Genomic DNA, 12,451 nt, shown 5'->3' with positions numbered 1-12,451 from the left:
CAGTGCCGTCTCGCCTGGTGGCACGAAGTGGGTGGCTACGCCCGCTCGACCAGCAGCGCGCTCCCCTGGCCCACCCCGACACACATCGTCGCCAGTCCCCGCCGTGCACCCGTACGCCGCATCCGGTGGAGCAGCGTCGTCAGGATGCGGGCGCCAGAGCAGCCGAGCGGGTGGCCGAGGGCGATGGCTCCTCCGCTGGGGTTGACCAGCTCGGGGTCGATGCCGAGCTGGTCCACGCAGGCCAGGGCCTGGGCCGCGAAGGCCTCGTTGAACTCGGCCTCCTCCAGGTCGCCGACGTCCCAGCCGGCCCGGGTGAGTGCCTTGCGGGTCGCGGGGACCGGGCCGATGCCCATGACGTCGGGGTGGACGCCTGCCGACGTTCCGGCGACGTAGCGGCCCAGGGACTCCAGGCCCAGTTCGCGCAGGGCGTCCTCGCTGACCAGGAGGAGACCGGCGGCGCCGTCGTTCATCGGGGAGGCGTTGCCCGCGGTGACCGTGCCGCCCTCCCGGAAGACGGGCTTCAGCCGGGACAGCTTCTCGTACGAGGTGTCTTCGCGGACGCACTCGTCGGTGTCGACGACCACCCCGTCGGGGCGTTCCACGGGCAGGAGCTCGTCGTCGAAGTGGCCGTTCTTGCGGGCGAGGGCGGCGCGTTGGTGGCTGCGCAGGGCGAAGTCGTCCTGGCGTTCGCGGGGGATGCCGTAGCGCGCGGCGACCTCCTCCGCCGTCTCGCCCATCGAGAGCAGGCCGTGCAGGTCCCGCATGGCGGGGTTGACCAGGCGCCAGCCGAGGCGGGTGTCCACGGTCTCGATGCGGTGCGGCAGGGCCTCGTCGGGGCGGGGCAGGACGAAGGGAGCGCGGCTCATCGACTCGGAGCCTCCCGCGATCACGATGTCGGCCTCGCCTGAGGCGATGGTGCGGGCTGCCGTGGTCACGGCCTCCAGTCCCGAGGCGCAGAGACGGTTGACGGTGGCGCCGGGCACGGACTCGGGGAGGCCGGCGAGCAGCGCGGCCATGCGGGCGACGTTGCGGTTGTCCTCGCCGGCCTGGTTGGCGGCTCCCCAGTAGACGTCGTCGACGCGGGCCGGGTCCAGCGCGGGCACCTCGCCGACCAGGGCGCGGACGACGGTGGCGGCGAGGTCGTCGGGCCGTACCGGCGAGAGGGAGCCGCGCAGCTTGCCGATGGGGGTGCGGCGGGCGGCCGCGAAGTGGACGGGACGCACGAGAGGACTCCTCACACCGCTTAATTAGCACTGCTAGTTTCGGACTATAGACCCTCGGTCCGCTGCTGTGAAGATTCCAGCGGCGGAGGTGCGCTCGGAGGGCATCATCGCAGGCCGGAACAACCGGCCTCCGTGCTTCCGCATCGGGTTTGCCCCAGGGGGCCCGGGGCACCCGCGCGTGCATGGAGTGGTTGCGGAGCGCCGCCTGTGTGGACGAGGACCCCGAGTTGTTCTTCCCCGTGGGCACAACGGGTCCGGCCCTGCGGGACGTAACGGCCGCGAAACGGATCTGTGCGCGCTGCCCGGTGACCGACCAGTGCCTGAGCTTCGCGCTGAGCAGCGGCCAGGCCTCGGGCGTGTGGGGCGGGACCTGCGAGGAAGAGCGCGACGCACTGCTCCGGACCACGAGAAACGACGCGAGGAGGAGAAGCGCCCTATGACGGCTGTGCGGAGCACACTGCCCGACGAGGCCCGCCGGGTCTCGTGCGAGGCACTCCAGGACACCCTGGTGGACCTGCTCGGGCTCTCGCTGATCGGTAAGCAGGCGCACTGGAACATCGTCGGACCGCGGTTCCGGTCGATCCACCTCCAGCTCGACGAGGTGGTCTCGGCGGCGCGGAACTTCGCCGACACGGTGGCGGAGCGGTCCGCGGCGCTCGGCGTCCCGCCGGACGGCCGGCCCGAGACCATCGCCAAGGCCTTCACGCTGCCCGCCCCCAAGGAGGGCTGGGTGCGCGACTCGGACGCCGTACAGGTGATGGTGGAGTCCCTCCAGGACGCCATCGGCCGGCTGCGCGAGCGCATCGACGCCACCGAGAAGGCCGACCTGGTCACCCAGGACCTGCTGATCGGCATCACCGCCGAGCTGGAGAAGCAGCGGTGGATGTTCGACGCCGAGAACGTCCCCGGCGAGGCCTGACCGGCGCGCACGTACGTACGGAAAGGGGCATGTGATGACCGACGCCCTTGAACTCGACGCGCTGTGGGAGGACTTCCACCGCGTGGTGAACATGACCTCGCAGGAGCTGGCGGCCTGGCTGCGGATGCGGGACGCCGACGAGGACGCGGAGCCGCTGCCGGAGCAGGCGGGCACGCAGACCGGGCAGCACGTCCTGGCGATCCTCCAGAAGCGGCGCACCGACCTGACCGAGGACGACCTGCGGGTGATGCGGAACGTCGTGGACAGGGTCACCTCGCAGGTGGACCTGGAGGACGAGCCGCTGCCCGAGGTGACGCCCGAGGACACACGCCGCCGGCACCGGCTGATGACGGTCGGCCACGATCCGCTCAAGGGGTAGCAGCCGTGGATCGGCAGCGGCGTGTCGTACGCGCACTCCTCGACGCGCACGGCCGGACGTACGCGGATGAGGCGGGCATCCGGTTGAGGGACACCCCGCAGCCGCTGTACCGGCTGCTGGTGCTGGCCCATCTGCTCAGCGCCCGCATCCGGGCCTCGGTCGCGCTGGCCACCGCCCGTGCCCTGCACGAGGCGGGGCTGCGCGACCCGCACCGCATGGCGGAGGCCGACTGGCAGGAGCGCGTGGACGCGCTCGGCCGGGGCGGCTACCGGCGCTACGACGAGCGCACGGCGACCCAACTCGGCGAGGCGGCCGAGCTGTTGAACGAACGGTGGAGCGGGGACCTGCGTCGGCTGCGCCGGGAGGCGGACGGCAAGGTGTCCGAACTGCGCCATCTGCTCCAGGAGTTCCCCGGGATCGGCCCGGCCGGCGCCGACATCTTCCTGCGCGAGGCACAGGGTGTGTGGCCGGAGGCCGCCCCCTACCTCGACGCGAAGGCCCTCCAGGGTGCCGAACGGCTGAAGCTGCCGGCGGACACGGAGCGCCTCGTCGAACTGGCGGGCGGCACCGACCCGGCCGTCCTCGCCGCCGCGCTGGTGCGGGCGGCGGTGGACAAGGACGTGGCCGAGGACGCGATGCGGCGGGCCGGGTGACCGGACCTCCCGTCAGCCGAGCAACCACCCTCCGTCCACCGTCAGTTCGACCGCGTTGACCGACCGGTTGCGCAGCAGGAAGTCGACCGCGTCCACCACGTCCGCCATCGCGGCGAGCCGCCCGGTGGGCGTCTCGGTGCGCAGTACCTCGAGCACCTTCTCCGGCTTGGCCTGCCAGTACGGGCTGTCGCCGACGACACCGGGATGCACGGCGTTGACCCGGACGGGAGCGAGTTCGACGGCGAGCGAGTTCATCAGCCCCCGCACGCCGGCGTTGACCGTCGCCACCGTCGTCGCCCCCGGGTAGGGGCGTTCCTTGGCCTGTCCGCCGAACAGGACGATGGCGCTGTCGTCGTGCAGCCGGGTCCGCAGCGTGTGCACGACCTCGGTGTAACCGACGAGCTTGAGGGTGACCAGCCGCAGAGCGGCGTCGATGTCGTACTCGCTCACCTTGTTGTCGTCCCGGGAAACCCCCGCGAGCACCAGATGGTCGACGCGTCCCACGCCGGCCAGCGCCGCAGCGATCTCCAGCGGCCGCCCCAGGTCGAGGGCGATGCCCCGGGCGCCGAACTCCTTGGCGATCAGATCGGCGCGGTGGGCGTCGCGGCCGGTGAGGACCACCTCGTCCCCCTGCTCGGCGCGGGCCCGGGCGAACGCGAGGCCGATGCCCGACGTGCCGCCGATGACAAGGACACTGCTCATGACCCCTCCTCAAGCACCTGGCGCAGATAGTCCCAGTCCCTGGTGAACCGGTACGAGTGCCGAGCCGGTGGCTGCGGCGCCTGCGTCTCCAGCCAACGCAGGGGCCCCTGCCCAGCGTTCACGAACCCATGCACACAGCCGGCGCCCGCCCAGGCGAGGTCCCCGGGCTCCAGCCGGTACCGCTCGCCGTCGAGGGTGGCCTCGGCGACGCCCTCCAGGATCAGATACGTCTCCTCGAAGGGGTGGTCGTGGGTGCCGATGACGCCGTCGGAGGCGTACTGCACCATGAACATCGTCGAGCCGACCGCGCCCAGGTCGCCGTCGACCATCATCTTCACGGTGATGCCGCTGTAGACCAGCAGCGCGGTGCGCATGCTCGCCGTGACGGCCAGCAGGTCCTGGGACTGCTTGCCCGGGTCCATCTGACCGGGCTCGAAATGGCCGAAGGAGCGGGTGCGCGGGTCGCGGACGTCGACCCGGACGGGGTCGCGGACGGGCAGGTCCGGCACCGTCTGGGTGTCGTACCCGTAACTGGCTCGCGGCACGGGGGCGAGCATGTCCGCCCAGCGGCCGCCGGTAGCCCCGGCGCCGCGCCAGGCGTGCGGGACGCCGATCGGCAGCAGGCCGTAGTCACCCTCCTCCAGCAGGTACGAGCCCTCGGGCACATCGAGGACCACGGCCCCGTCGAGGACGTGGAAGCTCTCCTCGTACGAGTGCACATGGGCGGGCACACGGCCGTCCGGTCGCAGTTCGCACAGGCCGAAGCCGGTGTGCGCACTGCCGTCGTCCTCGCCGACCAGCGTCCGCCGCCGGTGGCCCAGGCCGTCGTACGGCGGCCCGGGAAGATCGGCCGCGCGGCGGACCAGGTGATGCGTCATGCCGTGGCCTTCTCCCCCTTCGGCGCCTTCGTCTCCTTCGCCGCGAGGAGCCGGTCCCGGGCCTCGGAGACGAGCCGCAGGGCACGCCCAGTGTCGGTGAGCAGCTTGCCGTCACGCTTGTGGATCACGCCGTCGACGAGGACGGTGTCGACGTTGGACACGTCCGCGCACAGGGTCACCGCGGCCGCCGCGTCGTGCACGGGCGCGACGTTCAGCGCGGTGGCGTCGATCGCGACGATGTCGGCGCGCTTGCCGGGGGTCAGGGAACCGGTGCGGTCCTCCAGGCCCGCCACATGGGCGCCGTTGACGGTGGCGATCTCCAGCATCTGACGTGCCGTCAGCATGTTGCTGGGGACAGGCATGTTGGCCTGCCAGCAGTCGGCGTTGACGCGGGCGCGTTCGGCGCCGAAGGCCGCGCGGATCTGGGTGAACATGTCGCCGGGCACGGTGGTGACGACGTCGACGCTGAGCGACGGCCGCAGACCGTGCTCGATCGCCTGCATCACGGGCGGCCAGCCGTGCCCCATCTGGAGCTCCACCTGCGGCGCGACGGACACCGTGCCGCCGCTGCCGGCGACCATCCGCCACTCCTCCTCGCTGAAGTAGCAGCAGTGGACGTAGGTGGTGTCCGGGCCGAGGAGCCCCATGCCGTGGAGCTGCTTGACCATGCCGAAGCGGCCTGCCAGCCGCCCCATGGCCACGTGCACGGTGATCGGGATGCCGAGTTCGCGGGCGAGGGCCCACTCGGAGGCGACGACGTCGTTGACGCAGAAACCGGGTCCGCGCGTGGCGAGGGCCATGGTCAGCAGGCCGTCGTCCGACGCGAAGTGCCGGGCGCGGATCCGCCGCACGTCGTCGGCCGGTATCGCGATCTTGCTCTCGAACCAGTAGTCGGCGAGGGAGGTGTTGGCGCTGCCGTACGCGTACTGCGCCCGGATGCCGGACTCCGTCAGGCCCTGGATCGCGGCGTCCGGGTGGTCCGGGGTGTTGTTGATGTGCGACCAGTCGACGAGCGTGGTGATACCGGCGTTGAGGCATTCCAGCGCGCCCGCGAGGTTGGCCGCGTAGACGTCCTCCGGGGTGTACAGGGGCGCGAAGGTGTCGAGGACTTCGACGAAGTAGTCGTCGAGGGTGGCGTCGGGGGCGACACCCCGGATCGGCGCCTCCCAGGTGTGGCGGTGGGTGTCGACGAAGCCGGGGATCACGATGCGGCCGGTCATGTCGAGCACCTCGGCGTCGGCGCTGATCTCGGGCCGCACGTCCACGATCCTGCCGTCCTCGACGAGGACGTCCCCCTGGGGCAGATCCCCGACGGCGGGGTCCATCGAGATCACGTGACCGGAGCGCAGCAGTGTTCTGGTGGTCATCGCGCTTCCTCCCATGGGGTGTTCGGTGCGTGGGCGGGTGGGCAGCTCAGTAGGCGGCGAGTCCGCGGACCGCCGTGACGACCTTGTCGACGGTGGGGATGACCTGTTCCTCCAGTGCGTCGGCGAACGGCAGCGGGACGCACTCCGCCGCCACCCGCCGCGCGGGCGCGTCCAGCAGGCCGAAGCCCTCGTCGGCGACGATCGAGACGACAGTGGCCCCCCAGCCGCCCTGGTACGGGTTCTCCTCGACGGTGAGGAGCCGCGAGGTCCCGCGCAGTGAGTCGAGGACGGTCGCGGCGTCCAGGGGGACCAGGCAGCGCAGGTCGACCACCTCCGCCTCGATCCCCTCCCCCGACAGCACGTCGGCGGCCTTCAGCGCCAGGGGCACCGTCGAGGCGAGTGCGACGAGCGTGACGTCGGCGCCCTCGCGTACGACGGCGGCCCGGCCCAGCTCGACGACATGACCGGGCGGTGGCGGTGCCCCCTTGGTGGCCAGGAGGGCCTTGTGCTCGAAGAAGACCACGGGGTCGTCGCTGCGGATCGCCGCCGCCATCATGCCGATGACGTCGGCGGGTGTGGCCGGTGCCGCGATCTTCAGGCCGGGGACGGTCAGCGCCCAGTTCTCGGTGGCCTGGGAGTGCTGGGCGCCGAAGCCGAGCCCGCCGCCGTTGGCGGTGCGCACGACCAGGGGCACCGTCACCTGGCCGCCGGTCATGTAGCGGACCTTGGGGATCTCGTTGGCGAGGTAGTCCCAGCAGCAGGCCAGGAAGTCGGAGAACATGATCTCCGCGACGGGCCGCATCCCGGTCATCGCGGCGCCCATCGCCGCACCCACGATGGCCTGCTCGGATATGGGCGTGTCCCACACCCGCTCGGGCCCGAACTCCTTCAGCAGACCCACGGTCGTTTTGAACACGCCGCCGGCCGCGGCGATGTCCTCCCCGAGGCACACGACCGACGTGTCCCGGCGCATCTCGCGCGCGATGCCCTCGGCGACCGCTTCCCGGTAGGTGATCACGTCCGCCATGCGGCACCTCCGTCCGCCCACACGTCGGTCAGCGCCTCCCGCGGATCGGGCGGTGGCCCGGCCTTCGCCGCCTCGACGGCCCGCTCCACGACGGCCCGGGCCCGCTCGTCGGCCCCGGCGACCGTCTCCGCCCCGACCCCCAGCTCGGCGAGCCGTCCCCGTGCGAGGTCCAAGGGGTCGTGCTTCAGCCACCGTTCGACCTCCTCGGCCGGGCGGTAGGCCGCCGGGTCGGCGCGGCTGTGCCCGAAGTGCCGGTAGGTCTCGGCCTCCAGCACGGCGGGCCCGTCCCCGGCCCGGGCCCGCCGCGCGAGCCGCGCCACCGCCTCCTCGACGGCCTCGACGTCGTTGCCGTCGACGACCTCGCCGGGGATGCCATGGGCGGGCGCCCGGTCGGCGGCGGGCCGGGCCACCGCCGTGACGTCGGCGATCGGCGTGTACTCCATGTACTGGTTGTTCTCGCACACGAACAGCACCGGCAGTTTCCACACGGCGGCCAGGTTGAGCGACTCGTGGAAGGCGCCGATGTTGGTCGCGCCGTCCCCGAAGAATGCGACCGCGAGCTGGTCCGTGCCGCGCAGCCGGGCCGACCAGGCCGCGCCGACCGCCATCGGCAGATGGGAACCGACGATGGCGTACGAGCCGAGCATGCCCCTGGTCGCCTTGGTCAGGTGCATGGAGCCGCCCTTGGCCTTGCACAGCCCGGTCGCCCGGCTCATCAGCTCGGCGAGGCACTCCTCGGGCGTGGCGCCCCGGGCGAGGGCATGGTGGTGGCCTCTGTAGGTGGCGAACACATAGTCGTCCGGGCGCAGGGCCGCGCTCGCACCCACGGCGATCGCCTCCTGCCCGGCGGCGAGATGCGTGGTGCCCTTCACCAGCCCCTGGAGGAACAGGTCGTGGGCGGCCTTCTCCGTGCGGCGGATGACGGCCATCCGCTCGTAGCAGGCGAGGAGTTCGACGTCGTCCATCAGTTCACCCCGTCGCCACGAGAGGTGTTGAGATGGGACTGCGCCTCCCGGCGGGTGTTCAGCTCACCGCCCACCGTCCAGTACTTGCGCCCGGCCACCAGCAGTTCCTCGGCGGGGAACTTGGTGATGACCTCGCAGCCGTCGGCGGTGACGACGAGCTCCTCCTCGATCCGGGCGGCGGACCAGTCGTCGGCGGCCGGCCAGTAGGTCTCCAGGGCGAAGACCATGCCCTCTTCGAGGACTTCGGGATGGTCGAGGGAGACCAGACGGCTGAAGATCGGCTTCTCCCAGATCGACAGGCCGACGCCGTGCCCGTACTGGAGGGCGAAGGCGGCGGTCTCGTCGGCGAAGCCGAACTCCTCCGCACGCGGCCAGACCTGGACGATGTCGGCGGTGGTCGCGCCGGGCCGGACGAGGGCGATCGCCTGGTCCATGTACGCGCGGCAGCGCGCATAGGCGTCCCGTTGCGCACGGGAGGCGCTGCCCACGGCGAACGTGCGGTAGTAGCAGGTGCGGTAGCCGAGGTGGCTGTGCAGGATGTCGAAGAAGGCCGGGTCGCCGGGGCGGATCAGGCGGTCGCTGTAGACGTGCGGATGCGGTGAACACCGCTCGCCCGAGATGGCGTTGACGCCCTCGACGTACTCGCTGCCGAGGTCGTACAGGACCTTGCTGACGACTCCCACGCACTCGTTCTCGCGGACACCCGGGCGCAGGTAGCCGTACAGCTCCTCGTAGGCCGCGTCGACCATGGCGCAGGCCTGGGTGAGCAGGGCGATCTCGTCGCCGGTCTTGATCCGGCGGGCCTCCAGGAAGACCTGCTGCCCGTCGACGACGTCGATGCCTTCGGCGCGCAGGGCGGCGAGGACGGGCATCTCGGCGACGTCGACACCGAGCGGTTCGTTCGCCAGCCCGTGGTCGCGGAGCTCGGCGGCGATCTTGGCGGCGACGTCCTGCGCGATGCCCGCGTCCGGGTGGAAGGCGCCGCGCAGGGTGGAGATGCCGGCACGCGCGCCGGTGGGCGGGCCGCCCTTGCCGTCGCTGTAGTCGAGCCACGGGTTGTAGAGCTGGTGGTGGCGGGCGGCGGAGCCGAAGTCCCAGACGACCGGTTCGCCGTCGCGCACCAGCAGGGCGAAGCGGATCAGCTTGTCCATCGCCCAGGTGCCGATGTGCGTGGCGGTCATGTAGCGGATGTTGGCGAAGTCGAAGCTGAGCACCGCGCCCAGCGCGGAGCGGTTCAGGGACTCGTGCAGCCGGGCCAGGCGCTGTCCGCGCAGCCGGTCCAGGTCGATGCGCTCTTCCCAGTCGACGGCGTTGGGCCCGTATGTGCGGATCGCCATGGCGACCACCCCCACTTCGGAGTGAACGCCCGGGTGCCATGGGTGTCAAGTGTCACTGAACATCGCCGGAGACGAACCAGACACCCACTGCCGGTACCTCTCCATCGTTGCGGTAGCGGTGGGGAGTCGTCGACTCGAAGGAGACGGCGTCGCCCGGGCGCACGGTGTACTCGTCGAAACCGAGCGTGAGGATCAGTTCGCCGGAGGTGAGATAGCCGTACTCGGTGCCGGTGTGCCGCATCAGGCCGCCCGAGCCGGAGGAGGAGCCGCCGGGCCGGTAGGTCACCAGCAGGAAGTCGACATCGGCGCCCGGCACCCGGCCGAGACGCTCCCAGACGACGCCCGAGTCCAGCTCCAGCGTCTCGCGCTCACCCGCGCCGACCAGCGGGCCGATCCGCCGCCCCGGGTCGGCGGCGAAGGCGGCGAGGGCGGGCGGGACGGCGCCGTGCGAGTCCGCGCCGGCCATCGGCGAGGAGGCCCGGGCGTCGAAGAGGGACTCGACGGATATGCCCAGGACGGTCGTGATCGCATAGAGGGTGCTGACGGACGGCTGGCTCTTCCCGGTCTCGATCTGCGACACGAGGCTCGCCGACACACCGACTTCTCGTGCGAGCGCACGCAGGCTCGTCCCGCGCTCCAGACGCGCCTGCCGGATACGCGCCCCGACGGGCGGCACGACGGCGGCTGACACGGGCGGCTCCTCTCGGGTGGCGTGCGGCTTCGATCCTCAGCCGGCGTGCGGCTTCACTTCCCAGGCGGCGTGTGCAGTCTCATTGAACAGTGCGCGGGAGCCCTGACGCCACTACTTTCCTGCCGGGAACACCGCCCGCACCTGCCAGCCCGCTCCCCCGTCCGCGCCCCCGCGGGGTCCCGCGTGCAACTCGCCGCCCAGTGCCGTCACCCGTTCCGTCAGGCCGACGAGGCCGAAGCCGCCGCCGTGGGCGGCCTCCGGGAGCTGGGTGCCGCCGTGGCCGTCGTCCGTCACCGTGACCTCCAGCCGGTCGCCGGGGCGGGCCAGACGGACGGTGACCCGCGTGGCGTCGCCCGCGTGACGCCGTACGTTGGTCAGCGCCTCCTGCACGACCCGGAACGCGGCGGCCTGCACCTCGTGCGGCAGGTCGTCGGACACGGCCGGGTCACGCCGCAGGACGGTCTTCTGCGCCGGGGTCGCGAAGCCCTCGACCATGTCCGTGACGGCGGCCAGGTCGCCGACGGGACGGCAGTCGGCGGCCTCCGGGCCGGTGTCGCGCAGCACGCCCACCGTGCGCCGCATGGACGCCAGCGCCTCGGTCGCGGCGCGCTCGATGCCGGCCAGGACGGGGTCCAGGTCCTGCGGCTGCCGGGCCGCCATCATGCGGGCCATCTGCGTCTGCACGAGGATGCCGGTGACGTGGTGCGCGACGAAGTCGTGCAGGTCGGCGGCGATGGCGACGCGTTCGGCGCGGCGGGTCTCGCCGACCGCGACGGTGCGCCGGTAGTCCAGGGACCGCAGGTACGCGGCGAGCCCGGTGACGAGCCCGATCAGGACCAGCCCGATCAGGGCGTACGCCAGCACCTCGTCCTGCGACGACCGGAAGTACCGCACCGGCAGCAGGAGCAGGGTGACCGCGTCGAGCACCCCGCACACCAGGGCCCACGGCCACGGGCAGTGGCGTACGGCGATGAACAGCAGGCTCAGCAGGATCACCACCTCGCCCGGCCCGAACGGCACCTGCGCGCGGCCGGCCAGCAGCGCGCCCGCCGTGAAGAGCCCGGAGACCACGGCGGGCACGGTGGTGCGCGCCTGCGGTGTGAGCCACGGCGGCCTCCGGTCGACAGGCCACAGCACGGCGGCGAACCCGACGAGCAGCACCGTCACCGGCGGCCAGAGGGCGCCGCGGAGGCCGTTCGCGATGAGCAGGTCGAAGACCGAGGCCGCCAGCAGCAGGCCGACGCCGAAGCCCCGCACACAGCCCCGGGGAGAGGTGGATCTCATGCGGCTCACGGTATGCGAGGCCGTGAGCGTCGGGATCGGCCGAACGGCCGAGGGGCCGACGCCCTGACCTGGCCGTTCGGCGGAGGCGGGCTCCCGGGTCCGCGGGCGAGGCTGGAGCCGCACCCGCCACGTACGCTGACGCCCCTGCCCCGTCCCGGCCCTGAGGCATGATCGACCCATGACGACACCCGTCCCACCCGGCCCGGCCGGCGAGCCCGGCGCCGCAGGCCGCCGCGGCGCTCCCATCCGGGTGCTCATCGCGGACGACCAGGACATGATCCGCACCGGATTCCGGTTCTTCCTCGACGCCCAGCCGGACATCACCGTGGTCGCCGAGGCCCGCGACGGCGAGGAGGCCGTGGCGCTGGCCCGCCGCGAGCGGCCGGACGTGTGCCTGCTGGACATCCGGATGCCGAAGCTGGACGGGCTGGAGGCGACCCGGCTGCTGGCCGGACCGGACGTCGCCGACCCGATGCGGGTGGTCGTGGTCACCACCTTCGACCTCGACGAGTACGTGTACGGCGCGCTGCGCGGCGGCGCCTGCGGCTTCCTGCTCAAGGACTCCGGGCCGACCCTCCTCGCGGAGGCCGTCCGGGCCGCCGCCGCGGGCGACTCGCTGGTCTCCCCCTCCGTCACGGTCCGGCTGCTCAAGCACGTCACCGCGCCGGCGGCCGCCGACACCCGGCCACGGCCGGCGCCCCCTGCTCCCCCGGCCCCCGCGGCGCCTCTCCGGGAGCCGCTGACCGAGCGCGAGCTTGACGTGGTCCGCCTGGTCGCCCTCGGCCGGACCAACGCCGAGATCGCGGCCGCACTGTACGTCTCCCTCTCCACGGTCAAGACGCACCTGTCCAGCGTCCAGCTCAAGCTGGCCGCCCGGAACCGCGTCGAGATAGCGGCCTGGGCCTGGCAGAACGGGCACGCCCGGGCCGGAAGGTAGGCGTCCGCGAAGCGGGCGGCGCTCACCCGAACAGTCCGGTGCCGGTGGTGGGCCTCCGGTGCCGGTGGTGCCCTGAGGACACGCGTCAC

At 72.4% G+C, this 12,451-nt stretch carries 14 protein-coding genes; 5 read left to right on the top strand and 9 right to left on the bottom strand.

Annotated elements, in window-relative coordinates; genetic code table 11:
- Positions 1 to 35: 35 nt before the first annotated feature.
- The gene (locus tag ABFX81_RS05300) at positions 36 to 1,223 is read right to left on the bottom strand and encodes a thiolase family protein (RefSeq protein WP_346137676.1); all 1,188 of its coding nucleotides are present in this window, start codon (positions 1,221 to 1,223) and stop codon (positions 36 to 38) included.
- A gap of 182 nt (positions 1,224 to 1,405) precedes the next feature.
- On the opposite strand from ABFX81_RS05300, the gene ABFX81_RS05295 reads away from it, so the two are divergent.
- Genes ABFX81_RS05295 through ABFX81_RS05280 form a run of 4 tightly spaced genes read left to right on the top strand, consistent with a single transcriptional unit; the run spans position 1,406 to position 3,174 of the window.
- Complete coding sequence (locus tag ABFX81_RS05295; RefSeq protein ID WP_086854403.1) at positions 1,406 to 1,663, top strand: WhiB family transcriptional regulator; 258 nt, start codon at positions 1,406 to 1,408, stop codon at positions 1,661 to 1,663.
- Complete coding sequence (locus ABFX81_RS05290) at positions 1,660 to 2,142, top strand: ferritin-like domain-containing protein (RefSeq protein WP_086854400.1); 483 nt, start codon at positions 1,660 to 1,662, stop codon at positions 2,140 to 2,142. Before ABFX81_RS05295 ends, ABFX81_RS05290 begins: the two co-directional genes overlap by 4 nt.
- Positions 2,143 to 2,176: 34 nt before the next feature.
- On the top strand, positions 2,177 to 2,521 hold the full coding sequence (locus ABFX81_RS05285) for a DUF3140 domain-containing protein (protein ID WP_086854399.1): 345 nt from the start codon (positions 2,177 to 2,179) through the stop codon (positions 2,519 to 2,521).
- Between the two features lie 5 nt (positions 2,522 to 2,526).
- Entirely contained in the window at positions 2,527 to 3,174 is a 648-nt protein-coding gene (locus ABFX81_RS05280) for an HhH-GDP family DNA glycosylase (protein WP_086854398.1), read from the top strand.
- A 12-nt stretch (positions 3,175 to 3,186) separates the two neighbouring features.
- Here ABFX81_RS05280 and ABFX81_RS05275 read toward each other — a convergent pair whose 3' ends face one another.
- The 8 genes from ABFX81_RS05275 to ABFX81_RS05240 all read right to left on the bottom strand — a co-directional run bounded on the left by ABFX81_RS05275 (position 3,187) and on the right by ABFX81_RS05240 (position 11,425).
- A complete protein-coding gene (locus ABFX81_RS05275) occupies positions 3,187 to 3,876 on the bottom strand; it encodes an SDR family oxidoreductase (protein ID WP_086854397.1) in 690 nt (229 codons plus the stop codon).
- Positions 3,873 to 4,754, bottom strand: a complete 882-nt coding sequence (locus ABFX81_RS05270) for a cupin domain-containing protein (protein WP_086854396.1) — start codon at positions 4,752 to 4,754, stop codon at positions 3,873 to 3,875. Before ABFX81_RS05270 ends, ABFX81_RS05275 begins: the two co-directional genes overlap by 4 nt.
- The gene (locus ABFX81_RS05265; RefSeq protein WP_086854395.1) at positions 4,751 to 6,121 is read right to left on the bottom strand and encodes an amidohydrolase family protein; all 1,371 of its coding nucleotides are present in this window, start codon (positions 6,119 to 6,121) and stop codon (positions 4,751 to 4,753) included. The genes ABFX81_RS05270 and ABFX81_RS05265 overlap by 4 nt, the downstream gene beginning before the upstream one ends.
- A 46-nt stretch (positions 6,122 to 6,167) precedes the next feature.
- A complete protein-coding gene (locus ABFX81_RS05260) occupies positions 6,168 to 7,148 on the bottom strand; it encodes a pyruvate dehydrogenase complex E1 component subunit beta (RefSeq protein ID WP_086854394.1) in 981 nt (326 codons plus the stop codon).
- The gene (locus ABFX81_RS05255) at positions 7,136 to 8,113 is read right to left on the bottom strand and encodes a thiamine pyrophosphate-dependent enzyme (RefSeq protein WP_086854393.1); all 978 of its coding nucleotides are present in this window, start codon (positions 8,111 to 8,113) and stop codon (positions 7,136 to 7,138) included. The genes ABFX81_RS05260 and ABFX81_RS05255 overlap by 13 nt, the downstream gene beginning before the upstream one ends.
- Positions 8,113 to 9,450 (bottom strand): M24 family metallopeptidase, encoded by a 1,338-nt coding sequence (locus tag ABFX81_RS05250; protein ID WP_086854402.1) that lies wholly within the window; start codon positions 9,448 to 9,450, stop codon positions 8,113 to 8,115. The genes ABFX81_RS05255 and ABFX81_RS05250 overlap by 1 nt, the downstream gene beginning before the upstream one ends.
- 52 nt (positions 9,451 to 9,502) lie before the next feature.
- Positions 9,503 to 10,141, bottom strand: coding sequence for a cupin domain-containing protein (locus ABFX81_RS05245; RefSeq protein ID WP_086854392.1), 639 nt, complete (start codon positions 10,139 to 10,141; stop codon positions 9,503 to 9,505).
- 111 nt (positions 10,142 to 10,252) lie between these two features.
- The gene (locus tag ABFX81_RS05240) at positions 10,253 to 11,425 is read right to left on the bottom strand and encodes a sensor histidine kinase (protein ID WP_346137675.1); all 1,173 of its coding nucleotides are present in this window, start codon (positions 11,423 to 11,425) and stop codon (positions 10,253 to 10,255) included.
- Between the two features lie 178 nt (positions 11,426 to 11,603).
- On the opposite strand from ABFX81_RS05240, the gene ABFX81_RS05235 reads away from it, so the two are divergent.
- Complete coding sequence (locus ABFX81_RS05235; RefSeq protein WP_346137674.1) at positions 11,604 to 12,362, top strand: response regulator; 759 nt, start codon at positions 11,604 to 11,606, stop codon at positions 12,360 to 12,362.
- Positions 12,363 to 12,451 lie beyond the last annotated feature (89 nt).

This window comes from Streptomyces coeruleofuscus, from assembly GCF_039532725.1.
GTDB classification, from domain to species: domain Bacteria; phylum Actinomycetota; class Actinomycetes; order Streptomycetales; family Streptomycetaceae; genus Streptomyces; species Streptomyces coeruleofuscus.
The sequence above is the reverse complement of the archived record's forward strand: the minus strand, read 5'-3'. Positions and strand labels throughout refer to the sequence as shown.